Source organism: Microbacterium sp. Y547 (genome assembly GCF_057669785.1).
Map to the genome: position 1 here is coordinate 206528 of NZ_JBYHFN010000001.1, position 22428 is coordinate 228955.

The 22428-nt window shown below is 68.7% G+C and carries 22 protein-coding genes and 1 tRNA gene; 8 read left to right on the forward strand and 15 right to left on the reverse strand.

Annotated elements, in window-relative coordinates; genetic code table 11:
* Positions 1 to 172: 172 nt before the first annotated feature.
* Complete coding sequence (locus AC25Y0_RS01065) at positions 173 to 481, reverse strand: helix-turn-helix domain-containing protein (protein WP_488122513.1); 309 nt, start codon at positions 479 to 481, stop codon at positions 173 to 175.
* 120 nt (positions 482 to 601) lie between these two features.
* Between AC25Y0_RS01065 and AC25Y0_RS01070 the strand changes: the two genes are divergently transcribed.
* From AC25Y0_RS01070 to AC25Y0_RS01085, 4 genes are all read left to right on the forward strand, one after another.
* Positions 602 to 1255, forward strand: a complete 654-nt coding sequence (locus tag AC25Y0_RS01070; protein WP_488122514.1) for a YqaJ viral recombinase family protein — start codon at positions 602 to 604, stop codon at positions 1253 to 1255.
* A gap of 148 nt (positions 1256 to 1403) precedes the next feature.
* Positions 1404 to 3098, forward strand: coding sequence for an MDR family MFS transporter (locus tag AC25Y0_RS01075; RefSeq protein ID WP_488134059.1), 1695 nt, complete (start codon positions 1404 to 1406; stop codon positions 3096 to 3098).
* A complete protein-coding gene (locus AC25Y0_RS01080) occupies positions 3095 to 3565 on the forward strand; it encodes a MarR family winged helix-turn-helix transcriptional regulator (protein WP_488122516.1) in 471 nt (156 codons plus the stop codon). The genes AC25Y0_RS01075 and AC25Y0_RS01080 overlap by 4 nt, the downstream gene beginning before the upstream one ends.
* Before the next feature lie 69 nt (positions 3566 to 3634).
* Positions 3635 to 4627, forward strand: coding sequence for an NADP-dependent oxidoreductase (locus AC25Y0_RS01085; RefSeq protein ID WP_488122517.1), 993 nt, complete (start codon positions 3635 to 3637; stop codon positions 4625 to 4627).
* Between the two features lie 7 nt (positions 4628 to 4634).
* Here AC25Y0_RS01085 and AC25Y0_RS01090 read toward each other — a convergent pair whose 3' ends face one another.
* Positions 4635 to 5741, reverse strand: a complete 1107-nt coding sequence (locus AC25Y0_RS01090) for a fatty acid desaturase family protein (protein ID WP_488122518.1) — start codon at positions 5739 to 5741, stop codon at positions 4635 to 4637.
* Positions 5742 to 5856: 115 nt separating this feature from the next.
* Positions 5857 to 6753 carry a LysR family transcriptional regulator ArgP gene (locus tag AC25Y0_RS01095; protein WP_488122519.1) on the reverse strand — a complete coding sequence of 299 codons (897 nt, stop codon included), beginning with the start codon at positions 6751 to 6753 and terminating at the stop codon, positions 5857 to 5859.
* Positions 6754 to 6821: 68 nt separating this feature from the next.
* Here AC25Y0_RS01095 and lysE point away from each other — a divergent pair, with 68 nt between their 5' ends.
* Together lysE and AC25Y0_RS01105 are read left to right on the forward strand one after the other, a co-directional pair.
* The gene (gene lysE / locus AC25Y0_RS01100) at positions 6822 to 7457 is read left to right on the forward strand and encodes an L-lysine exporter (protein ID WP_488122520.1); all 636 of its coding nucleotides are present in this window, start codon (positions 6822 to 6824) and stop codon (positions 7455 to 7457) included.
* 41 nt (positions 7458 to 7498) lie between these two features.
* Positions 7499 to 7810: an acylphosphatase gene (locus tag AC25Y0_RS01105; RefSeq protein ID WP_488122521.1), complete on the forward strand. Its 312-nt coding sequence runs from the start codon at positions 7499 to 7501 to the stop codon at positions 7808 to 7810.
* 22 nt (positions 7811 to 7832) lie between these two features.
* Here the strand turns inward: AC25Y0_RS01105 and rplA are convergent, their stop codons facing one another.
* From rplA to gabT, 11 genes are all read right to left on the reverse strand, one after another.
* Positions 7833 to 8522 carry a 50S ribosomal protein L1 gene (gene rplA / locus AC25Y0_RS01110; RefSeq protein WP_488122522.1) on the reverse strand — a complete coding sequence of 230 codons (690 nt, stop codon included), beginning with the start codon at positions 8520 to 8522 and terminating at the stop codon, positions 7833 to 7835.
* 11 nt (positions 8523 to 8533) lie between these two features.
* A complete protein-coding gene (gene rplK / locus AC25Y0_RS01115) occupies positions 8534 to 8965 on the reverse strand; it encodes a 50S ribosomal protein L11 (protein WP_488122523.1) in 432 nt (143 codons plus the stop codon).
* Positions 8966 to 9086: 121 nt separating this feature from the next.
* The gene (nusG, locus tag AC25Y0_RS01120) at positions 9087 to 10157 is read right to left on the reverse strand and encodes a transcription termination/antitermination protein NusG (RefSeq protein WP_488134060.1); all 1071 of its coding nucleotides are present in this window, start codon (positions 10155 to 10157) and stop codon (positions 9087 to 9089) included.
* Between the two features lie 53 nt (positions 10158 to 10210).
* Entirely contained in the window at positions 10211 to 10474 is a 264-nt protein-coding gene (gene secE, locus AC25Y0_RS01125; RefSeq protein WP_488122865.1) for a preprotein translocase subunit SecE, read from the reverse strand.
* 67 nt (positions 10475 to 10541) lie between these two features.
* A tRNA-Trp gene (locus AC25Y0_RS01130) sits at positions 10542 to 10614 on the reverse strand.
* Positions 10615 to 10758: 144 nt separating this feature from the next.
* Positions 10759 to 11196 (reverse strand): pyridoxamine 5'-phosphate oxidase family protein, encoded by a 438-nt coding sequence (locus AC25Y0_RS01135; protein ID WP_488122525.1) that lies wholly within the window; start codon positions 11194 to 11196, stop codon positions 10759 to 10761.
* A 75-nt stretch (positions 11197 to 11271) separates the two neighbouring features.
* The gene (locus AC25Y0_RS01140; RefSeq protein ID WP_488122526.1) at positions 11272 to 12636 is read right to left on the reverse strand and encodes an NAD-dependent succinate-semialdehyde dehydrogenase; all 1365 of its coding nucleotides are present in this window, start codon (positions 12634 to 12636) and stop codon (positions 11272 to 11274) included.
* 38 nt (positions 12637 to 12674) lie between these two features.
* Complete coding sequence (locus AC25Y0_RS01145) at positions 12675 to 14234, reverse strand: APC family permease (protein ID WP_488122527.1); 1560 nt, start codon at positions 14232 to 14234, stop codon at positions 12675 to 12677.
* 9 nt (positions 14235 to 14243) lie between these two features.
* Positions 14244 to 15113, reverse strand: a complete 870-nt coding sequence (locus AC25Y0_RS01150; protein ID WP_488122528.1) for a universal stress protein — start codon at positions 15111 to 15113, stop codon at positions 14244 to 14246.
* Positions 15110 to 16471, reverse strand: a complete 1362-nt coding sequence (locus AC25Y0_RS01155; protein WP_488122529.1) for a flavin monoamine oxidase family protein — start codon at positions 16469 to 16471, stop codon at positions 15110 to 15112. The genes AC25Y0_RS01150 and AC25Y0_RS01155 overlap by 4 nt, the downstream gene beginning before the upstream one ends.
* 38 nt (positions 16472 to 16509) lie before the next feature.
* Positions 16510 to 17859, reverse strand: coding sequence for a 4-aminobutyrate--2-oxoglutarate transaminase (gene gabT, locus AC25Y0_RS01160; RefSeq protein ID WP_488122530.1), 1350 nt, complete (start codon positions 17857 to 17859; stop codon positions 16510 to 16512).
* Positions 17860 to 18069: 210 nt separating this feature from the next.
* Between gabT and AC25Y0_RS01165 the strand changes: the two genes are divergently transcribed.
* Together AC25Y0_RS01165 and AC25Y0_RS01170 are read left to right on the forward strand one after the other, a co-directional pair.
* Positions 18070 to 19479 (forward strand): helix-turn-helix domain-containing protein, encoded by a 1410-nt coding sequence (locus AC25Y0_RS01165; RefSeq protein WP_488122531.1) that lies wholly within the window; start codon positions 18070 to 18072, stop codon positions 19477 to 19479.
* Between the two features lie 52 nt (positions 19480 to 19531).
* Positions 19532 to 20893: an NAD(P)/FAD-dependent oxidoreductase gene (locus tag AC25Y0_RS01170; protein ID WP_488122532.1), complete on the forward strand. Its 1362-nt coding sequence runs from the start codon at positions 19532 to 19534 to the stop codon at positions 20891 to 20893.
* Between the two features lie 6 nt (positions 20894 to 20899).
* Here the strand turns inward: AC25Y0_RS01170 and AC25Y0_RS01175 are convergent, their stop codons facing one another.
* Complete coding sequence (locus AC25Y0_RS01175) at positions 20900 to 22354, reverse strand: helix-turn-helix domain-containing protein (protein WP_488122533.1); 1455 nt, start codon at positions 22352 to 22354, stop codon at positions 20900 to 20902.
* Positions 22355 to 22428 lie beyond the last annotated feature (74 nt).

Genomic DNA, 22428 nt, shown 5'->3' on the forward strand with positions numbered 1-22428 from the left:
TTCGTGACACCTGCGCGGGCCCCTGCATGTCGCAGAGCTTCGATCGATGTGCGCTCACACGCACGCCGATGACCGGCGGTCTTTGGCTTCACCCAGGGTACGTCACACCGCGCTGCGCACCAAATCGCGCGCCCCTCGGAACGCACGCCGTGTCGCAGCGCCCGTCCGGCCGTCAGGCGATCCGGTCACGGGGCCGCCAGAACCGCGGGTCGACCTCGGAGACGCGCGTGGGCCGATCCTCTCCGGTGAGCCCATACGGGTCGATACCGCGGAACAGCTCACCCATGTCGACCTCGAGCACGCCGGCGATCTTCAGAACCGTCACCAGTTGCGGGTTCGACCCGGCCTCGATCTTTCGGATGTTCGACACGTCGAGGTCGGCGACGGCCGCGAGCCCCTCTGCGGTCAGCTTCCGCGCCAACCGCTGGGCCGCAAGACGACGACCGAGTTCGACTCGGGGGTCGGTGTTCTTGGAGGGCATTCTCCAGTGTGTACCTAGGGGCGCGGGCAAAGGCTACAGATCGAGGGCGCGCGGTTATAACCATCACGAACCGCGCGTGCCGCGCCGTGCCGTCCGGTGGGGCGGCGTAGGGTCGAAGCCGTGACACCCGAACTCGCTGCGCGAATCGTCGCGGACTCCCGCGACCGGGTGGCGTGGGTGCGGGCACGCTCACGGGGGATCACGGCGACGGACGTCGCCTCGCTCACCTCGGAGCGGGCGATCCCTCGTGCCGCAGACGCCAAGCTGCTGGGCTCCGGCTTTTCAGGCAATGCCTACACGGCGCACGGCCGGCGCCGCGAACCCGAGATCGCCGCGTGGGTCGCCGCGACGCACGGCATCCAGCCCTCGTCCGCGCTGTTCCACGCGACGGTCGAGAAGCGCCATCTGGCCACCCCCGACGGCGTCACCGTCGACAGCCAGGGGCGCGTGACCCTCGCCGAGATCAAGACGACGAACAAGGCCTGGCGCAGCATCCCGCGCACGTACCTTCGGCAGATCTTCTGGCAGCAGCACGTGCTCGGCGCCGAGCGCACACTCGTGGCGTGGGAGCAGCACGACGACTTCGTGCCCGTGGGCGACGAGCCGCGCTGCGCGTGGGTCGACCGCGACGAAGCCGAGATCGCCAAGCTCGTGCACCTCGCGACGTCACTCATCGACGAACTGCACCGCCGGCACCTGCGCGCCGTGCGTCCTGCCGAGCAGACTCCCCCGCCCGTACGCGCTCCCTTCCGCGCCCTCGCGCTCGCCGACTGACCTCGACCCGGCCCCTCGCGGGACTCGACGCCTGCCGTCGTGCCTCGTCGCCATGGGATGGTTGACGCACATCAACTAACGACCTATAGTTGACCCTTGTCAACTTTCGCGCCGAGGGCGTCGCGGTACCCGATCCTGTAAGGAAGCCATGGCATCGTCCGCTGCCCCTCTCACCGAATCCGGCATGACCCGTCGGCAGGTCCTCGAGGCCCTCTCCGGGCTGCTGCTCGGCATGTTCGTGTCGATGCTCGCTTCGACCGTCGTCTCGACATCGCTCCCGGTCATCGTGCACGACCTCGGCGGGGACCAGTCGGCATTCACCTGGGTCATCACCGCGACGCTGCTCACGACGGCGATCTCGACGCCCATCTGGGGCAAGCTCGCCGATCTGTTCAACCGCAAGCTGCTGATCCAGATCGCCCTGGTGCTCTTCGTGCTCGCAACCGCCGCGGCCGGGTTCGCCCAGGATCCCGGCACGCTCATCGCCTTCCGCGCCGCACAGGGAGTGGGCGCCGGTGGCCTCGCCGCTCTCAGCCAGATCATCATGGCCGACATCATCAGCCCCCGCGAACGCGGACGCTACATGGGCCTGTTCGGCGCCGTCATGGCGCTCGCGACCATCGGCGGTCCGCTGCTGGGCGGTGTCATCACCGACGCCTTCGGCTGGCGCTGGAACTTCTTCATCGCGATTCCCTTCGCGATCGCCGCGCTCTTCCTGCTGCAGCGGACGCTGGGCATCTCGAACCGCACGCGCAAGGCGAGCATCGACTATCTCGGCATCGTGCTGCTGACAGCCGCCGTCTCGCTGCTGCTCATCTGGATCACCGGCGCCGGAACGACGTATGACTGGTGGAGCCTCGAGACCCTGTTGATGGCCGGCGGTTCTGCCCTCGCGACGGCGCTGTTCATCGTCGTCGAGCTGCGCTCGCGCGAACCGCTCATTCCGCTGCGCATGTTCCGCAACCGCACGTTCACCCTCTCTGTGCTCGCTTCGATCGCCACGGGCATCGCCATGTTCGGGTCGTCGGTCTTCCTCAGCCAGTACATGCAGATGGCGCGGGGCGCGACGCCGACCGAAGCCGGGCTCATGACGCTGCCGATGATCGGTGGACTGCTGGTCTCGTCGATCGTCGTCGGCCAGCTGATCAGCCGCTTCGGCGCATGGAAGAGCTACCTCGTCGTGGGCTCGATCCTGCTCATCGCCGGCCTGGGCATGCTCACGACGCTGCGCTACGACACCAACTTCGTGCTCGTCTCGATCTACATGTTCCTGATGGGTGCAGGCGTCGGCATGACCATGCAGAACCTCGTGCTCGTCGTGCAGAACACCGCGCGCCCCGATGAGATGGGCGCCGCCTCATCGGGAGTGACCTTCTTCCGCAGCGTGGGCGGCACGATCGGCGTCTCGGTCATGGGCGCCGCGCTGGCTGCGAGCGTCACCGATCTGTTCGTGTCGAGCAAAGAGGCCATCGGCGCGGCGGCGGCAGGCCTGGGAGCCGAGGGTGCCGCCATCACGCAGCAGCTGTTCGCCGGCACGATGCCCGCCGTGTACACGCTGCCCGAGAGCATCCGACTCATCGTCGAGGACATCTACGCGCAGGGCATCTCACAGGCCTTCCTCATCGCCGCACCGTTCGCGGTGCTGAGCCTGATCGCCATCATCTTCCTGCCGAACGTGCCGCTCACGCGTATGACGACGCGGGAGCGCCTCGAGGCCGGTGAAGCGGATCTCGCCACGATCGGCTCGGAAGCGGGCATGGCCGCCATCACCGCCACCGGGCCGATTCCGACGGTCGAGTCCGATGCCGCCCCCCGGCGCCGCCGTCGCGGGGGCCGGTCATGACGACCCCGATGACCGGGCACAGCGCCGAGCACAAGGACGCCGTGCGCGCGTTGGAAGCCGAGTTCAGCGAGCTGTTCGACCTCGTGCGCCGCCAGTTCGCCGTCAATGCCGAGCGGATGAGCCCGGGCATGCTCCCCGGCGCCTACAAGGTCTTCACGACCATCGTTCGGCGCGAGCGTGTGACGCCCTCAGAGCTCGCCGAGGCGCTCGCCGCCGACAAGGGCCAGGTCAGCCGGACTGTCCGCGAGCTGGAACAGCTGGGGTTCGTCGACCGCACCCGCGACCCCGACGACGGCCGCTCGAGCCTCATCGCACCGACCGCGCTCGGTCTCGAGCGCCTCGCGGTGGCCCGGGCACCGCACGAGACCGGTCTGGCCGAGACCCTCGGCGGCTGGGACCTCGACGACATCCGTCGCCTGACGCATCTGCTTCACACGCTCCGGGATGGCGCGACACCGAGCACCTGACGCGCCCGCTCGCGACGGAATCCGGTTGACTGGATGCTGCGCCTCACTCACGCCCGAAAGGATCCCGTCATGACCGTCACCCCTGTTCCCGCCCCGCCCGAGCACATGCGGGCGATCGTGTTCGATAGGCCGGGTGACCCCTCCGTCCTGCGCGAGGCGACGCTCCCCCTGCCGGCGCCCGCACTCAGCGAGCTGCTCGTGCGTGTCGTCGCCGCCGGAATCAACCCGATCGACGCGAAGACGCGCGGCGGCACAGGCGTCTCCGGGCTCATCGGGTCGTTCCCCTCGACGCTCGGCTACGACGTCAGCGGCATCGTCGTACGCGCGCCGTACGAGTCGCACCCCCTGCAGCCGGGCACGCCCGTCTTCGGAATGGTGCCCTTCCCGCGCTCGGGCGGCACGTACGCCGAGTACGTCGTGCTCCCCTCGCTGTCCGCTGCCCGCAAGCCCGCGTCGCTGTCGCACGCCGAGGCCGCCGGTGTTCCGCTCGCGGCACTCACGGCGTGGGGGCTCGTCGTCGACGCCGCCCGGGCGAACGAAGGTCAGCGCATCCTCATCCACGCCGGCGCGGGCGGCGTGGGCCATTTCGCCGTGCAGCTGGCCGCGCACTTCGGGGCGCACGTGACGGCGACAGGCTCGGAGCGCAATCTCGCGTGGCTGCGCGATCTGGGTGCATCCGAGGTCATCGACTACCGCAGGACGCGCTTCGAAGACATCGTGAGCGACGTCGATGTCGTGATCGACCCCATCGGCAACGTGCACGACGACACCGGCACGCGTTCGCTGGGCGTCCTGCGCCCCGACGGCCTCTACATCCCCGTCGCGACAGGGTCCTGGCCCGGCTACGCCGCAGCGGCCCAGGCGGCGGGGGTGCGTGCGACGTCGTACAAGGTCATCCCCGACGGGCGTGCACTCGCGGCGATGGCCGATCTGATCGACACCGGTGCGCTGAGGATCCACGTCGACGAGGTCTTCGACCTGTCAGATGCCCCCGCGGCACACGCACTCCTGGAGCAGGGGCACACGCGCGGCAAGATCGTCCTTCGCGTCAGCGACGACTGACCCGGCGTCAGGACGGGCGGTAGGCCGAGACCATCGGGCAGTCGAACGGGTCGCGTGCGGCCAGTCCCACCCGGTTGAGGTAGTCGATCACGATGCCGTAGGACTGCAGGATCGTCGTCTCGGTGTACGGGACGTTGAGCGTCCGACACTGCTCCATGACGATCTCGCGCGTCTTGGCGAGGTGCGTGCGAGGCATGCTCGGGAACAGGTGGTGCTCGATCTGGTAGTTGAGTCCGCCCATGAGCCACGTCGCCCACCAGCCGCCCGAGACGTTGCGCGAGGTGCGTACCTGCTTCGTGAAGAAGTCGAGCTTCGCGTCCGGCGCGATGACGGGCATTCCCTTGTGGTTGGGAGCGAACGACGCACCCATGTAGACGCCGAAGACGGCGAGCTGCACACCGAGGAAGGCGAACGCCATTCCGAGCGGGAGGAAGACGAAGACGGGACCGACGAAGACCGCGAAACGCAGGAGGACGAGGGTGAGCTCGCGCCAGCGGTGCTTGACGGGGCCACGGCTCAGCAGGTGCTTCATGCCGAGGTAATGCAGGTTGAGGCCCTCGAGCGTCAAGAGCGGGAAGAACAGCCAGCCCTGCTTGCGGGTGATCAGGCGACGCAGACCGCGCGCCGAGGCCGCGTCCTCTTCGATGAACGAGATCGTGTCGATCTCGATGTCCGGGTCCTTGCCGACCCGGTTGGGGTTCGCGTGGTGACGCGTGTGCTTCGTCGTCCACCACGACAGGCTGATGCCGACGATGCCGTTCGCGAGCAGGCGGGCGAGCCGGTCGTTGGCCGGGCCCGATGACAGGATCTGGCGGTGGGCCGCTTCGTGCGCCAGGAAGGCGACCTGCGTGAACAGGATGCCGAGAGCAGCCGCGATCAGCAGCTGGAACCAGCTATCGCCGAGCAGGATGAATCCGGTGATGGCGCCGCCGAAGCCGAGTGCGATCATGACGCCGACGAAGGCGTAGAACCACGGTGCCCGGCGCAGCAGGCCGCTTTCGCGCACCACCTGAGCCACATCCGTGTAGGCCCGCGCCATGGGCGGAAAGTCCTCCGTAGACGCGTAGGTCTGCCGGACGGGACCGAGCCGAGGCTCGAGGGTGGTAGCGGTCATAACGCACCTGCGCTTCCGATCGGGGACCATGGGGCCGCGGAGCCAACGGCGTCCGCCGATCGCTGGTCTATACGCTACGCGGCCCACATGTCGCGAACGGAATGTTGGGGCCCTATCACACGCTGGCGAGGACCCTGCGCCCCTCAGCGACGATCTCATCGGCGATCGCCCCGAGGAGCGGAGAGCGCAGGTTCCACTGCTGCCAGTGCAACGTCACATCGACGGGCGGCCCACCGAGCGGCACGAGGTCGCCGGCGGCCAGGGGGCCTTGCGACTGGAACGTGGGCAGCAGGGCCCACCCGAGTCCGAGCAGCGTCGCCGACGCGAAGTCGTTCGACGCCGGTACGTAGTGACGAGGCGGCGCGGTGGCGGCGACGCTCTGAGCGGAGAGCCATTGCCCCTGCAGATCGTCTCGGCGGTCGAAGTCGATGCGTGGTGCGGCGGCCAGGGCCGCGGCATCCGGACCGCGGGGAAACCACCGCGCGACGTAGGCCGGAGTCGCGACCGCCGTATACCGCATCGCTCCGAGCGTCGAGACGCGGCATCCCGCGACGGGCTCCGCGCGCGACGTGACGGCGCCCATGACGGTGCCCGATTCGAGCAGGCCAGCCGTGAAATCCTGATCGTCGCGGTGCAGATCGAACACGACGGGATGCCGATGGGCGAGCCGTGCGAGCGGTTCGAGGAACCACGTCGCGAGCGAATCGGCGTTGACGGCGAGTGCGACCGAGGTGCGCAGTCCCCCGTCGGGATCAGCACCGAGCTCGGCGAGAGTGTCGTGCTCGAGGAGCGCCGCCTGACGCGCCAAGCGCACCACGGCCGCGCCGGCTGCGGTTGTCCGCACCGGCTTCGACCGCACGAGCACGGTGCGCCCGAGCAGCTCTTCGAGGGTCTTGACGCGTTGACTCACCGCCGAGGGGGTGATGTGCAGGTGTCGCGCCGCGGCATCGAGGGTGCCCTCGTCGACGACGACGGCGACGGTCTCGGCGAGTTCGAACGGGATGCGCATCATCAGCCATGCTAATGGGCATGAAGAATCATGAGCTGGAATGGACCGACGGCAGACTCTAGCCTCGAATCGTGCTCGTCTCTCTTCTCGCCGGCCTCGGTCTCGGCCTCTCACTCATCATCGCGATCGGCGCGCAGAATCTCTTCGTGCTGCGACAGGGCCTGCGTCGCGAGCACGTCGTCGCCGTCGCGGCCGTGTGCGCCGTCTCGGATGCGACACTCATCGTGCTGGGCGTCTCGGGCATCGGGCTCGTCCTGCAGGCCGTTCCGTGGCTCGTCGACGTCGTTCGCTGGGCGGGCGCGGCCTTCCTCGTCGGGTACGGGCTCCTCGCCGCCAAGCGGGCATGGCGCCCCGGCGGCGAGACACTCCGTGCGACGGGTGAGCCCGAGGCCCCCGCCGCCGGGGCCGCCACGCGCACGCGGCTCGCGCCGGTGCTTCTCACGACGCTCGCACTCACGTGGCTCAATCCGCACGTGTACCTCGACACGGTGTTCCTTCTCGGCTCGGTGGCCAGCACGCACGGCGACACGCGCTGGTGGTTCGCCGCTGGCGCCGTCACCGCGAGCTTCGTGTGGTTCTTCGGGCTCGCCCTCGGCGCCCGGTTCCTCAGCCGGTGGCTGGCCACACCGAGGGCGTGGCGCGTGCTCGACGCCGTCATCGCCGTCGTCATGATCGGACTGGGCCTCTCGCTCGTGCTGATGCGCTGAGACCGGTTGAGTCTGCCCCCGGTCCGCGCCACGATGGGGAGATGAAGCGCGTGCATGTCGTCGTCCGCGGCGCTGTGCAGGGCGTCGGCTACCGCTACACGATGCGCAGCATCGCCGACGATGCCGGCGTGTCGGGCTGGGTCCGCAACCGCCGCGACGGCAGCGTCGAGGCCGAGATCGAGGGAACCGGGGCCCAGGTCGACCGGGTGCTGGCATGGATGGCCGAGGGCCCGCCCGGCTCACGGGTCGACGAGGTGATCGTGACCGATGCCGCCCCCACGGACTCCTACGGGTTCGAGGTTCGTGCGACGGAGTGCCCTCCCCCCGTCAACGACGAAGGACCCCACCCGTAGGTGAGGTCCTTCGTGGTGTGGCTCAGATGACGTTGACGTCCAGCGGGATGCCGGGGCCGAACGTGGTCGACACGGCACCCTTCTGGATGTAGCGACCCTTTGCACTCGACGGCTTCAGACGCACGATCTCTTCGAGAGCAGCGTTGAGGTTCTCATCGAGCTGCTCGGCCGTAAACGAGGCCTTGCCGACGATGAAGTGCACGTTGGCGTGCTTGTCGACGCGGAACTCGATCTTGCCGCCCTTGATCTCCTCGACGGCCTTGGCCGCGTTGGGGGTGACAGTGCCGGTCTTCGGGTTCGGCATGAGGCCGCGGGGACCGAGGACCTTACCGAGACGACCGACCTGGCCCATGAGCTCGGGGGTCGACACGGCTGCGTCGAAGTCGGTCCAGCCGTCGGCGACCTTGGCGATGAGCTCGGCGCCGCCGACCTCATCGGCGCCCGCGGCGATGGCGGCTTCAGCAGCCGGACCCGTCGCGAACACGATGACGCGGGCGGTCTTGCCCGTGCCGTGCGGCAGCATGACGGTGCCACGCACCATCTGGTCGGCCTTACGCGGGTCGACGGCGAGCTTGAGCGCGACCTCGACGGTCGAGTCGAACTTCGACGAACCGGTCTCCTTCGCCAGGGCGACGGCCTCGGTCGGCGTGTAGAACGTGTCGGCGGCGATCTTCGCCGCAGCGGCCTTGTAGGCCTTGGACTTGTGTGCCATGTCTATTCCCCTCAGCCCTCGACCGTGATGCCCATGGAGCGGGCCGTGCCGGCGATGATCTTCGCCGCAGCGTCGATGTCGTTCGCGTTCAGGTCAGGCTGCTTGGTCTCGGCGATCTGGCGAACCTGATCCTTCGTGAGCTTGCCCACCTTGGTGGTGTGCGGCGTGGCCGATCCCTTGCCCACTCCGGCGGCCTTCTTGATCAGCTCGGCGGCGGGCGGGGTCTTCAGGATGAACGTGAAGCTGCGGTCCTCGTAGACGGTGATCTCCACGGGGATGACGTTGCCGCGCTGCGACTCGGTCGCGGCGTTGTACGCCTTGCAGAACTCCATGATGTTGACGCCATGCTGACCGAGCGCGGGCCCGATCGGCGGCGCCGGGTTGGCTGCACCGGCCTTGATCTGAAGCTTGATCAGGCCGGTCACCTTCTTCTTCGGTGCCATTCCTTTTTCCTTTCATCGAATCGGATGCGAGTGCATCCGGTTCTCCCGCGCATCCGGCATTTCCGGATCGCGGTTTCCCCCTCGGTGCTTCGACGAGCTCAGCGACCGCGGGGAAGTCTGATTACAGCTTGGTGACCTGGTCGAACGACAGCTCGACGGGGGTCTCGCGCTCGAAGAGCGAGACGAGGACCGTGAGCTTGCCGCTCTCGGGCTTGATCTCGCTGATCGTGCCGGGAAGACCCGCGAACGAGCCCTCCTTGATCGTGATCGTCTCGCCGACCTCGAAGTCGATCTCGGCGGGGATGACGCGCGACGCGGCGACGGAACCCTGCTTGGAGGCGGCTCCGCCCTTCGAGGGGGCGACCTCCTTGATCTCGACGAGGCTCTTCAGCATGTTGAAGGCCTCTTCGAAGCGCAGCGGCGTCGGGTTGTGCGCGTTGCCCACGAAGCCTGTGACGCCGGGCGTGTGACGCACGACCGACCAGGTGTCTTCGTTGAGGTCCATGCGCACGAGCACGTAGCCCGGGATCCGGACGCGCGTGACCATCTTGCGCTGGCCGTTCTTGATCTCGACGACGTCCTCCATGGGGACCTCGATCTGGAAGATGTCGTCCTCGACCTCGAGCGTCGACTTGCGCTGCTCGATGTTGGCCTTCACCTTGCGCTCGAAGCCGGCGTAGGAGTGGATGACGTACCACTTGCCCGGCAGGCTGCGCAGCTCGGCGCGGAATGCCTCGTACGGGTCTTCGTCTTCGACTTCGTCGTCGTCGGACTCGTCCGCGGCCTCAGTGGCCTCGACCTCGTCGGCGGCCTCGGGCGCGTCCTCTTCGCCGTTGACGTCGGGGCCGTCGTAGGGCTCCACGTCATCGGCGAGGTCGGCCTCGAACTCCGCAACCTCGTCGGCGATGGACTCGTTGAGGACCTCTGCGGCAGCCTCGGCCTCTGCGGCCTCGTCGATGTTCAGGGCGTCGTTCACGATCGCGTCAGCCTCCGGGTCGTCGATGTCGATCTCGTCGTTGTCGGAGAGGTTCTGGGTGTTCGCGTCGTCGACGATATGCAACGCAGCGTGCTCGGCCGGCTCGACCGAGCGCTCCTCCGCGGCAAGGATGTTGCCCTCCTGGGCTTCGTCGTCCTCTGAGGACTGCTCTGCGGCTGTCGCCCAGTCCACGTCGTCGTTAAATCTCTCAGACACTTCGTTAACTTCCATTCGTGGGCGGAAACGATCCGCCCGCGTCGTGAATCAGCTCAGGCGGGGATACCGAAGACGACCGTCGTGACCCACACGAACAGCAGGTCGAGGCCGTAGACGATCGCCATCATGACGACGACGAAGCCGAGCACCACCGCGGTGTACTTCACCAGCTCCTGGCGCGTCGGCGTGACGACCTTGCGAAGTTCGGCGAAGACCTGGCGGATGAACAGCACGATGCGAGCGAAGGGGTTGAGCTTCTTCTCGCGCGTTGCGCCGCTCGAAGCGACGACGTCGCCGCCCGGCTCGTCCTGCATCATCGATGTCACCTGATTTACCTTCCGTGGATCAGTGCGTGTCGGCGTGAGTGCCGACGGCCCTGACGCGCAGGGCGGACAGGAATCGAACCTGCAACCTGCGGTTTTGGAGACCGCTGCTCTGCCAATTGAGCTACCGCCCTAGAGATCCTTCGGATCCCAGGATGCTGCACTCGCTCGCCGCGACCGTGTTTCAAGAAGAACCCAAAGCGCGGGCACGGCGAAAGAATGCAGACTTCAACTGCACTGACCAGTGTACGGCATGCCTTCGACGCCTGCGAACCGGCTCAGTACTGCTGGATGCCGTACCGGTCCGGTTCTTCGTCGCGCTCGAACGCGCGCCCCGTGAGGGACGTCGCCTGCACGCGCACGTAGGCGTACTTGAGCGTCGGGATCCAGGGCACGAGTCCCAGCCCATCGGCCCGTTCGACCTCGGCCGAGGTGTCGAGCACGTGCGCGCGGCCGCGCAGCACGACGCTCCACGCGTCGGTCTCGGTGTGGTCGTCGACCTCGAACAGCACCTCGTCGTTGGCCGTCAGCTCGAACAGCTTGCTGCCCTCGGCCGTGCGGAACAGCACGGCGTCGCCGTCGACGACGTAGTTGACCGGAAAGATGTCGATGACCTGTCCCACGCGGGTGACGAGCCGCCCGAGCTCCTGTCCGCGCAGGCGCTCCCAGCACTGTTCATCGCTCAGGCGGACGACGGGGTCCCGCGGTGCATCCATGCACCCATCCTGCCCCTTTCTCGCGCCCTGCGACACCTCTGCCTCGCCCAGCGCGGGGCAGAGGTGCCGCGGCGGTCAGGGGCCGACGCGGATGAGCTTCTTGTTCACGAACTCGTCGGCGGCGAGCAGGCCCATTTCGCGCGACGTTCCGGACCGCTTGACACCGCCGAACGGCAGTCCGGCTTCGTCGGCCAGCACGAGGTTGACGTAGACCATGCCCGCCTCGATCTTGTCGGCGATGCGTTCCGCCTGCTCGCGGTCGGTCGTGAAAACATACGAGCCGAGCCCGTACGGGGTGTCGTTCGCGAGGGTGACGGCCTCGTCTTCGCCCGAGACCTTGTAGACGATGCCGACCGGGCCGAAGAACTCCTCGCGGTACGCGTCCATCTCGGGAGTGACGCCGGTCAGAACGGTGCCGGGATAGTACGCGCCGTCGCGCGTGCCACCCGTCACGAGCGTCGCGCCCTGCGCGACGGCCCGATCCACCTGCTCGGCAAGCCGCTCGGCTGCCGTGCGCGACGAGAGGGGGCCGAGGACGGTGTCCTCCGCGAAAGGATCGCCGACGGTCGCGCTGCTCATCCGCTCGACGAACTTCTCGAGGAACGCGTCGTAGAGCTCGTGGTCGACGATGAACCGCTTCGCCGCGTTGCAGGACTGGCCGGTGTTGTCCAAGCGCGCTTGGACGGCGGCATCGACCGTCGCGTCGAGATCGTCGGTCGAGAGCACGATGAACGGATCGGAGCCGCCGAGTTCCAGCGCGACCTTCTTGAGGTTGCGCCCCGCGATCTCGGCGACGGCCGAGCCGGCGCGCTCCGAGCCGGTCACCGAGACGCCCTGCACGCGGCGGTCGGCGATCACGGTCGCCGCCTGATCGTTCGTCGCGTAGATGTTGGTGTACACGCCCTCGCCCATGCCCGCATCCGCATAGATCTGCGCGATCGCAGCGGCCGACTCGGGGCACTGCGACGCGTGCTTGAGGATGATCGTGTTGCCCACGGCGATGTTCGGCGCCGCGAAGCGGGCCACCTGGTAGTAGGGGAAGTTCCACGGCATGATGCCCAGCAGGACTCCGAGGGGCGTACGGCGGATGACGGCGGTGCCCTCGCCCTCGATGTCGATCGGCTGGTCACCCGTGATCTCGTCGATGTGGTCGGCGTAGTACTCGGTGATGTCGGCGGCGAAGTCGACCTCGCCCTCGGCTGCGGCGAGCGGCTTGCCCATCTCACGCACGATGATCGCGGCGAGTTCGTCACGGCGTTCGCGGTGAAGTTCGGCGACACGACGGATGCGCGCAGCTCGCTCGGCGACGGGAACCTCTCGCCAGGCGCGGTAGGCCGCGTCCGCCTGCGCGATGGCGGCATCCAACGCATCATCGGTGATCGTCGGGTAGGTGGCGAGGGTCTCACCGGTTGCGGGGTTGACGACGGCGTAGTCGGTCATGGCTCTCTCCGATCGGGTGGGTGGTCACAGTCTGCCGGTCAGCGGCGCGAACGGCGAAGGCTTGCGGGAGCGTCGAGACTGAGGGTCTCTCCGCGGAAGAAGGCGGGTCGCCGCACGCGCTGCCAGATCATGACGACCAGGCCCAGGCCGATGATCACGACGCCGAGCACGAAGACGCTGCCGACGCCGAACCATGCCGTTCCGCTGCCGTAGTCGGGGTCGAGGCTCTCGACGAGCGTGATGACGAACAGCACCAGCAGCACGATGCCGCCCACGAGCGGGAAGAGCAGCGTGAAGAAGAAGCTGCGCACCGAGTCGACCCACTGCTTGCGGAAGTACCAGACGCACGCGAACGCCGTGATGCCGTAGTAGAAGCAGATCATCATGCCGAGCGTCGTGATGGTGTCCCACAGCACGTTCTCGTTGACGAATCGCATGATGGCGTAGAAGACGGATGCCACCACGGCAGAGACGATCGTGGCGTAACCGGGCGTGAAGAACCGGGGCGACACTTTGGCGAACGCAGGCGGCAGCGCACCGTAGTGGCCCATCGCGAGCAGCGTGCGGGCCGGCCCGACGAAGGTCGACTGCAGCGACGACGCCGAACTGGTGAGCACGGCGAGCGAGACGAGGAAGGCGAGCGGGCCGAGGATCGGCCCCGACAGATAGAAGAAGACGTTGGCCTGGATCTCGGGGTTGCCCAGCCCGAGACCCTCGGAGCCGGTTCCGGCGAACGCGAGCAGCGCGACCGAGATGAGCAGGTACAGCACCACGATCGTGATCACCGTGACGGTCGCGGCCCGCCCCGGCGTGCGTTCGGGGTCTTTCGTCTCCTCGTTCATGGTGAGGGTGACATCCCACCCCCAGAAGATGAAGATCGACAGCGACAGACCCGCGACGATCGCGATCGCCGGTGTGACGGCGAACGGGTTGAACCAGGACAGGTCGACCGCGCTGGCATCGAACGCGGTTCCGCCGGCGACATGCACGAACGCCGTGATGGAGAACACCAGGAGCACGAGCACCTGGAAGGTCACGAGGACGTACTGCAGCTTCTGCGTCGTCTGCATGTCCCGGTACGACACCAGGGTGGCTCCGAGCATGAACACGAGGCAGACGGCGACGTTGATGAACGGATTGAAGGCCCATTCGGCGATCGTTCCCGAGCCGCCGGCTATCTGGTCGATGAGCAGGAAGAGGAACTCGACCGCGATCCCGGCGAGGTTTGACAGCACGAGGATCGTCGCCGCAACGAGCCCCCACCCCGCCATCCACCCCACGTAAGGGCCGAACGCCCGGGCAGCCCACGTAAACGACGTGCCCGAGTCGGGCATCCGCCGGTTCAGCTCGCGATAGCCGAACGCGACGAGCAGCATGGGGATGAAACCGAGCAGGATGATCCCCGGCACGTGGAACCCGGCCTCCGAGACGGTCGGTCCGAGTGCGGCGGTCAGCGTGTAGGCCGGTGCGATGCAGGAGATCCCGATGACGACGGCGCCGATCAGGCCCACTGTTCCCGCACTGAGCCCTTTGGCCGACAGCCCGGTGTCTTTCGCCGGCCTCGTGGTGACTCCGTTGTCACCGCTGGGTGTGCTCATTCCTGCCCCCTAGTCCTTGTTCTTCTTGCGCGTGCGGGGAACGACCACCATCGGCACCGGCAGCTCGCGCAGCATCTTGGCCGCCGTGGACCCGAGGAAGAGCCGTCGCGGCCTCGCGAGGCGGCTGGAGCCGACGACGGCGAGTTCTCCGGGCTCCCAGCTGAGATGAGCGACCGCCTCTTCGATGCTGTCGCCGAGGCCCACGACGGCTTCGGCGACGACCCCCTTGGGCAGTGTGCCGCGAGCGTGGACGAGCACTTCGTCCGCGTGGTACGCGGCTGATTCGTTGCCGGCGATCCCGGCAGGCAGGTCGATCGCAACGAGCGAGACCAGACGAAGCTCGGACCTCGTCGCCGCCGCGAGCGCGAGGCTCTCCTCGAGGAGGACGTCGGCACCGGGACGCAGCCCGATGGCCGCCGTGATTCGCGAGATCCCGAGCGCGTGGTCGACGCGCCGGGCACCCTCGGGTGCGAGCATGACCGGGACGTCGGCGAAGTGAAGCAGTTCGGTCGCGACGCTTCCGAGGCGGTGCCGGCCGCGCCGCCCGCCATTGGCGGCGCCGACGACGATCTGCCCGGCCCCGAGCTCATGAGCCGCCTCGACCAGTCCGGCGGCGAACGACTCGGCGAAACGCACGTGGCCCGCGTGCTCCACCCCCGCGGGAACCCGCTCGGATGCCGCCGAAAGCCACTCCTCGGCCTGTTTCTGCAGGTGACGGCTGTAACTGGCGGCGGGGGGCGTGATGACGCTGCGACTCTCGTCGGGGAGCACGACGACGAGGTCGAGCCTCGCCCCCGTCGCCGCCGCGAAGCGCGCGCCGAGCGCGAGGGCGTCTGCGCCCGCGTTCGTGGCGGTGTACCCGACGACGATCCGGCTCATGCGCGGGCCTCCTCGATGATCTCCGATGCCACGAGGTGACCCATCCGGATCGCCCCGTCCACGTGCTGATAGCCGGCGCCGGCCATATCCGAGCACGCGAAGAAGATGCGCCCGACCGGTGTCCGCAGATCGGGCCCGTAGCGCGAGAGTCCGCCCAGGTCGAAGCTGGCGGCATACGCACCGCGCGTCCACTCTTCGGCGCCCCAGTCGCTCTCGAAGTACACGAGCGGGTTTTTCGCCTCGGGCCCGAAATAGTGCGACAGCGACTCGAGGATGCGCTCGCGACGCTCGTCGGCCGAGACGCGGAAGAGGTCGTCGGCGTTGCGGTCTGAGACGAAGCCGACGAGCGTGCCTCGCTCGTCGCCGTGGTTGGTGTTGTCGTATGCCTCGTGGGACAACTCGTAGGGGCTGAATGCCGTGCCCGACAGCCCCTGCTCGCGCCAGAACGGACGGTCGTAGACGGCGTGCACCTTGATGACGAAACCCATCGACAGGTGCTGGTGAAGCTGCTGCTTGAGCCGAGGCAGAGGTGGGTCGAACTCGATCCACGGGTAGAGGATCGGCGCGTGCGCGAGAACGACGTAACGTGCGCGTACCCGCAGCCCCGTGTCGGTGACGACCGTCACGCCCTCGTCGCTCGTGTGGATCTCGGTCACCGGCTGCCCGAGCCGGACGTCGTCGCCGAGTCGCTCGGCGAGCAGGATCGGCACCTGCTGGAGGCCGCCGACGACCCGCTCGTCGAGGATGTAGTCAGCGTCGACCAGGTGGGTGAAGCTGCCCGCGCTGGCGGCCATCAGCAGCGCCTGCAGCGCCGAGAACGCATACGCGGGCTTGGTGAGCATCGCCCCCGCGATGAAGAGCCCGATGTTGTCGCGGGCCTCCTGATCGGGGGTCGCACGTTCGAGCCAGGCCTCGAACGAGATCCGGTCGAGGGCATCCGCGTCAGGGTGCTGCCACGGCGCATCCGGATCGATCTGGGCTGTGAGCGCGTCGAGTTCGTCGATGAGGCGGATCATCTCGCGCTCGGTCTCAGGAGGCACGGGGAAGATCTCGCCCGTGAACCGTGTGAGCTCACCGTCGGCGTTGACGTAGACCGAGTCGCCCTCGCGGTAGCGCGGATACGTCTGGAGGCCGAGTTCGGCGATCGTCTGTTTCAGCGCCTCTTGGTCTGGCGACACCCACTGCCCGCCGATCTCGAGCGTCGCCCCGTCGACGACGTCGGTCCACAGCCGCCCGCCGACACGGTCTCGCGCCTCGAGCACCATCACCGAAAGCCCCGCCCTGCGCAGGTCGTTCGCCGCGGTGAGGCCGGCTGCGCCGGCTCCGACGACGACGACATCTCGCGTGATCTCAGTCATCTCGCTCCTTCAGCGGGTGAGGGTTCGCCTCGGGACGATCAGGCTGCGGCGAGCGCCGCGGCCAGCACGTCGATTCCCTCGTTCAACAGATCATCGGGGATGGACAGCGGCGGAAGGAAGCGGATGACGTTGCCGTAGGTGCCGCACGTCAGCACGATGACGCCGTCGGCGATGCACGCCTTCGCGACCGCTGCTGTGAGGGCGGCGTCCGGAGCACCGGTCACGGGGTCGACGAACTCGGCGGCGATCATCGCTCCGAAGCCGCGCACATCACCGATCCGCGGGTCGGCGGCCTGCAGGTCGCGCAGCCGGCGCGTGAGGATCGTCTCGATCTCGCGGGCGCGGCCGGGCATGTCATCGGACTCGAAGACGTCGATCGCGGCGAGTGCGGCCGCGCACGCGACGGGATTGCCGCCGTACGTTCCGCCGAGACCGCCCGCGTGGGCGGCGTCCATGATCGTGGCCCGGCCTGTCACAGCGGCCAGGGGCAGCCCACCGGCAATCCCCTTCGCCGTTGTGATCAGGTCGGGCACGACCCCGAACCGGTCACACGCGAACATCTCCCCCGTGCGCGCGAAGCCGGTCTGGATCTCGTCGGCGATGAAGACGACGTCGTTGGCGTGACACCACTCGACGATCGCCTGCAAGAACCCGTCGGCGGGAACGATGAACCCGCCCTCGCCCTGGATGGGCTCGATGATGACGGCGGCGAGGTTCTCGGCGCCGATCTGCTTCTCGATGAGCGTGATGGCACGCTCAGCGGCGTCGATGCCGGAGAGCCCGTCACGGTACGGGTACGACATGGGCGCGCGGTACACCTCGCCGGCGAACGGGCCGAACCCGCTCTTGTATGGCATCGACTTGGCGGTGAGCGCCATCGTGAGGTTGGTGCGGCCGTGGTAGCCGTGATCGAACGCGACGACGGCAGTCTTGTTGGTGTGCTTGCGGGCGATCTTGACGGCGTTCTCGACGGCTTCGGCGCCCGAGTTGAACAGGGCGCTCTTCTTCTCGTGGTCACCGGGCGTGACGCGGTTGAGCGCCTCGGCGACCGAGACGTACGAGTCGTACGGCGAAATCATGAAGCACGTGTGACTGAACCGGGCGATCTGCTCCTGCACGGCGGCGACGATCTTCGGATGCGCGTTGCCCACGGTCGTGACGGCGATGCCCGATCCGAGATCGATGAGCGAGTTGCCGTCGGCGTCGACGACGACGCCCCCGCCCGCCGCGACGGCTTCGATCGGCACGGTGTGACCGACCCCTGCTGCGACGGCGGCCGCCTTGCGTTCGAGCAGCTGCTGCGAGCGCGGACCCGGGATGCTGGTGACGAGCCGGCGCTCCTGGGCGAGGGAGGGACCGCCGAGAGGCAGGGTGGACGTGTCGATCATGCTCGCGAGCGTACGGTGGCCCCCGGACGGGCGCACCCACCTGCGTGTACATTCTGAAGCCTGGCCTGTACGACCGGTACACGAGGAGAACTCATCGCCACCGCCGCCCCCGCGCCGACCCTGCGCGCCCTTCTCGCGCGCCGCGATCTGCGCCTGCGACTCGAGAGCGAAGGCCTGAACCCCGAAACGCTCGACCGAGAGATCCGGTGGGTGCATTCGAGCGATCTCGCCGACCCGACACCGTTCCTCTCGGAGGGACTCGTGCTGCTCACGACGGGCACGCAGTTCCAGGGCGAGTCGGCTACGCCCGCCGACGCGTACGTCGACCGCCTGTATGCGCAGGGCGTCGCAGCGCTCGGGTTCGGCACCGAGGTCGTGCGCGAGGGGATCCCGCCCGACCTCGTCGATGCGTGTCGGCGCACGGGCATGCCGCTGTTCGAAGTGCCCTATCGCACGCCGTTCCTCGCGATCGCGCGCGCTGGCGCCGAGGCGATCGCGGCGCAGGCCTATGCGCGGCGCAGCTGGGCGCTCGCAGCGCAGCGCGCCATCTCGCTCGCGGCGCTGCGGCCCGACGGGCTCGGCGCGACGCTCGCCGAGCTCGCACGACAACTCGGCACGTGGGTGGGGCTGTTCGATGCGGCGGGCGAGCTCGTCCGCGAGAATCCGTCGCCGTTGGATCCCGAAACCGTGACGTCGCTGCGCACCGAGGTCGACGGCGTTCTGCGGCGCGGCGCACGGGCGGCCTCGGCGCTGCGGATCGGCGACCTGCCCTTCACCCTGCAGACACTCGGCCGCGGCGGACATCTGCGCGGCGTCATCGCGATCGCCGCGGGCGACCTCGACCGCGAAGGCCGCGGCGTCGTGACCGCCGTCATCGCGATGGCCGGCCTCGCCCTCGAACAGAACGACGGACTCGCGCGGGCCCGAAACGCCCTGCGCTCGGGCCTCGTGCAGATGCTGCTGTCGGGGGACACGGCCCTCGCGCGGCGCATCGCGCGCGAGCTCGGGGGCTCTCTGCCGCCCGCGCCCGTCGTCGTCGCGATGACCGATGCCACCGGCATCCGCGCCGCCGCGATCGCCGAACTGCTCGAACTTCGAGCCGACGAGCGGCGGGGCACACTCTTCTTCGGAGCGGGCGACGACGGCCTGGTCATCGTCGTACCCGCCGACGACCCGCGCGTGCTGCACGAAGTCGTCGACAGATTCGAGGTGCGGCTCGGTGTGTCCGACCCGGCTGGCTACGACGGGTTCCGCGCAGCCGTCGACCAGGCGCGCGTTGCGCGGGACCGCGGGGGCGCAGCCGTGACGGCGTTCGCCGACATCGCGCGGTCCGGGGTGCTGTCAGCCCTTTCGGCCGACGCGCAGGCCCTGGCCCGCGCTGAACTCAGCCCGCTCATCGAGCATGACGACGCACAGGGTTCGCGGCTCGTCGAGACGCTCGCCGCCTGGCTCGACAACGACTGCTCCCATGAGGCATCCGCCCGCGCACTGGGGGTGCACCGGCACACCGTCCGCACGCGCCTCGCGCACGTCGCGCGCCTGCTCGATCGCGACCTCGCCTCGTTCGCCACCCGCGCCGAGCTCTGGGCGGCCCTGCAGGTGCTCCCTCCCCGCGCCTGACCCCCCGGAACCGGGCGATGTGTCCGGACGACGCGCGCGGCATGATGGGTGCATGCGCAACGGAGCGGTGTCGTGGTGGTGGCGCGATCTCGGGGGCACTCCCCCGCCGCGCCCAGCGCTGCCGGGGGACATCGAGGTCGATGTCGCCATCGTCGGAGCCGGGTACACGGGCCTGTGGACGGCGTATTACCTCGCGACCCGGCAACCCGATCTGCGCATCGCCGTCGTCGAGCAGCGGTTCGCGGGGTTCGGAGCCTCGGGCCGCAACGGCGGCTGGCTCACGAACTCCGTCACGGGCGCGCGCGAACGCTACGGCCGTGACGGCGGCGCGCGGCAGCAGCGGGCCCTCACCGAGACCGTCGACGAGGTCATCGCGGTGACCGTGCGCGAGGGCATCGACGCCGACATCGTCAAGGGCGGCGAGCTCACCGTCGCCCGCACGCCCGCACAGCTCGCCCGTCTGCGCACGGCGGCGGCCGCAGAGCAGGCCTGGCCGCACACCGACGTCACGATGATGGATGCCGCTGCTGCGGCCTCGCGCGTGCGCGTCTCGGGTGCGCTCGGAGGCATGTGGCATCCGCACTGCGCCCGCCTGCACCCCGCCAAGCTCGTGGCCGGCCTCGCTGGGGCGGTCGAACGACACGGCGTCGCGATCTACGAGCACACCCGCGTCGAGCGGATCGAGCCCGGCCGCGCCGTGACCGACCGCGGCACCGTGCGGGCCGCGCACGTGCTGCGCGCGACCGAGGGGTTCACGGCGGATCTGCACGGCGAGCACCGCACCTGGCTGCCGATGAACTCGTCGATGATCGTGACCGATCCCCTGCCCGCGGCGGTGTGGAACCAGATCGGTTGGACGGGCCGCGAGACGCTCGGCGACCTCGCGCACGTGTACATGTACGCCCAGCGCACGGCCGATGACCGCATCGCGTTCGGCGGCCGCGGCGTGCCGTACCGCTACGGGTCGCGCGTCGACACCGACGGCACGACGCAGGAGCGCACGATCGCCTCGCTCACGGCGCTGCTTCACGATTTCTTCCCGGATGCCGCCGGTGTGCCGATTGCGCACGCGTGGGCCGGCGTGCTCGGTGTGCCGCGCGACTGGGCGGCCACCGTCGGCCTCGACCGCCGCACGGGCCTCGGCTGGGCGGGGGGCTACGTGGGCACCGGGGTCACAGCGACGAACCTCGCCGGCCGCACGCTCGCCGACCTCGTGCTCGAGCGCGACACCGACCTGACGCGGCTGCCCTGGGTCGGCCGCCGCGCGAAGAAGTGGGAGCCCGAGCCCTTGCGATGGCTCGCCGTCAACGCCATCTACACGGCGTATCGCGCAGCCGACCGGGCCGAGGCATCCGGGGCGTCGACGGGCACGTCGGGGTTCGCGCGAGCCGCCGACCTCATCGCGGGCCGCTGATCGATCTCAACGCGGCGCGTGCGCCTCGAGGAACTCGTACACATCGGTCGTGTCGACGCCGGGGAACGCACCCGTCGGCAGCGTCGCGAGCAGTGTCCGGGGGGTGCGGACGTTGGGCCACGAATGCTCGCGCCAGGCCGACTCGAGCTCGGCGGGGGCACGGCGGCAGCACGCTTCGACGGAGTGCGTCGACGTGCCACGGTGGGCCGTGTCCCGCCCGATGAACCACTTCGTGTCGTCGAAGCGCACACCCACCGACACGGAGTGCGCACCCTCGCTCGACAGCTCTACGCGGGCGGTGCACCAATACGTGCCGTTGCCGGTGTCGGTGTACTGGTAGTACGGGTTGAAGTGGTCGTCCTCGTCGAAGACGACGCGCGACGTCCACTTGCGGCAGCACATCTGCCCCTCGATCGAGCCGAGGCGGTCGGTCGGGAAGTTGACGTCGTCGTTCTCGTAGGCCTTCGTGATGGTGCCCGATTCGTGCACCTTGAGGAAGTGCACGGCGATGTCCAGGTGCATCGTCGCGAGGTTCGTGAAGCGGTGCGCGGCCGTCTCGTACGACACCGAATAGGCATCGCGCAGGTCTTCGATCGAGATCGCGCGGTCCTTCTTGGCTTCGCGCAGTGCGGGCACGACGTGCGCTTCGGGGATCAGCAGCGCCCCTGTCAGGTAGTTCGTCTCGACGCGCTGGCGCAGGAACTCGGCGTACGACGTCGGCTCCCGATGTCCGAGGATGCGACTGGACAGAGCCTGCAGCACGGCGGTGCGCGGATCGCCCTTGGACGCGAGGCGGCTCGAGAGGTAGAGCCTGCCGTTCTTGATGTCGGCGACGCTGCGGGTGGTCTGCGGAAGATCGGGGACGTAGTGGAGCGTGAACCCGAGGTGCGCCGCGATGTTCGACGCGGTGCGCTGCGTGAGCGGACCGCCGGGATGGTCGACGGCGTCGAGGATGCGCCGTGCGTGAGCCTCGAGGTCGGCGAAGTAGTTGTTCTGCGTGCGCATGAGCTTGCGCAGCGCGACGTTGGCACGGCGCGCCTCTTCGGGAGTCGCGGCACGTTCATCGCGCAGCCGTTCGATCTCGCCCTGCAGCGCGATCATCGCCGAGAGCGCCTCGGTGGGGACCGACTTGCCGATGCGGAACGGCTCGATGCCCAGCGCCTGGAATGTCGACCCGCGCATGGCGCGCTCGAGGGAGATCTCTAGCGTGGCGCGCTCGTCGAGGGGCTCCGATTCGAGCAGCGCATCCAGCGTCGAGCCGAGCGCGCGGGCGATCGCGCGCAGCAGCGTGAGCTTGGGCTCGCGGCGACCGTTCTCGATCATCGACAGCTGACTGGGAGCGCGGTCAACGGCCGTCGCCAGCTCGTCCAGCGTCATCCCGCGCTGCGTGCGCAGCTGCCGGATACGGCGACCGATCGTGAGGGCGTCCACGTCTTCGGTCATGTCGACGATCCCGTCCATACCGACTCCTTCTGCGCGTGGCGATGACCGGATTCTGTCACGAACGCAGAAGATCGCGCAAAGTTCACAGCTAC

Coding starts and splice junctions, on each gene's coding strand:
- gabT (WP_488122530.1), bottom strand. CDS start 17,859: ATGATCGACACGTCCACCCTGCCTCTCGGCGGTCCCTCCCTCGCCCAG.
- AC25Y0_RS01080 (WP_488122516.1), top strand. CDS start 3,095: ATGACGACCCCGATGACCGGGCACAGCGCCGAGCACAAGGACGCCGTG.
- AC25Y0_RS01170 (WP_488122532.1), top strand. CDS start 19,532: ATGCGCAACGGAGCGGTGTCGTGGTGGTGGCGCGATCTCGGGGGCACT.
- AC25Y0_RS01075 (WP_488134059.1), top strand. CDS start 1,404: ATGGCATCGTCCGCTGCCCCTCTCACCGAATCCGGCATGACCCGTCGG.
- AC25Y0_RS01065 (WP_488122513.1), bottom strand. CDS start 481: ATGCCCTCCAAGAACACCGACCCCCGAGTCGAACTCGGTCGTCGTCTT.
- AC25Y0_RS01145 (WP_488122527.1), bottom strand. CDS start 14,234: ATGAGCACACCCAGCGGTGACAACGGAGTCACCACGAGGCCGGCGAAA.
- AC25Y0_RS01135 (WP_488122525.1), bottom strand. CDS start 11,196: ATGGATGCACCGCGGGACCCCGTCGTCCGCCTGAGCGATGAACAGTGC.
- AC25Y0_RS01175 (WP_488122533.1), bottom strand. CDS start 22,354: ATGGACGGGATCGTCGACATGACCGAAGACGTGGACGCCCTCACGATC.
- AC25Y0_RS01085 (WP_488122517.1), top strand. CDS start 3,635: ATGACCGTCACCCCTGTTCCCGCCCCGCCCGAGCACATGCGGGCGATC.
- AC25Y0_RS01155 (WP_488122529.1), bottom strand. CDS start 16,471: ATGACTGAGATCACGCGAGATGTCGTCGTCGTCGGAGCCGGCGCAGCC.
- AC25Y0_RS01150 (WP_488122528.1), bottom strand. CDS start 15,113: ATGAGCCGGATCGTCGTCGGGTACACCGCCACGAACGCGGGCGCAGAC.
- rplA (WP_488122522.1), bottom strand. CDS start 8,522: ATGGCACACAAGTCCAAGGCCTACAAGGCCGCTGCGGCGAAGATCGCC.
- AC25Y0_RS01095 (WP_488122519.1), bottom strand. CDS start 6,753: ATGATGCGCATCCCGTTCGAACTCGCCGAGACCGTCGCCGTCGTCGTC.
- AC25Y0_RS01090 (WP_488122518.1), bottom strand. CDS start 5,741: ATGACCGCTACCACCCTCGAGCCTCGGCTCGGTCCCGTCCGGCAGACC.
- AC25Y0_RS01140 (WP_488122526.1), bottom strand. CDS start 12,636: ATGACCGACTACGCCGTCGTCAACCCCGCAACCGGTGAGACCCTCGCC.
- secE (WP_488122865.1), bottom strand. CDS start 10,474: ATGATGCAGGACGAGCCGGGCGGCGACGTCGTCGCTTCGAGCGGCGCA.
- AC25Y0_RS01105 (WP_488122521.1), top strand. CDS start 7,499: ATGAAGCGCGTGCATGTCGTCGTCCGCGGCGCTGTGCAGGGCGTCGGC.
- rplK (WP_488122523.1), bottom strand. CDS start 8,965: ATGGCACCGAAGAAGAAGGTGACCGGCCTGATCAAGCTTCAGATCAAG.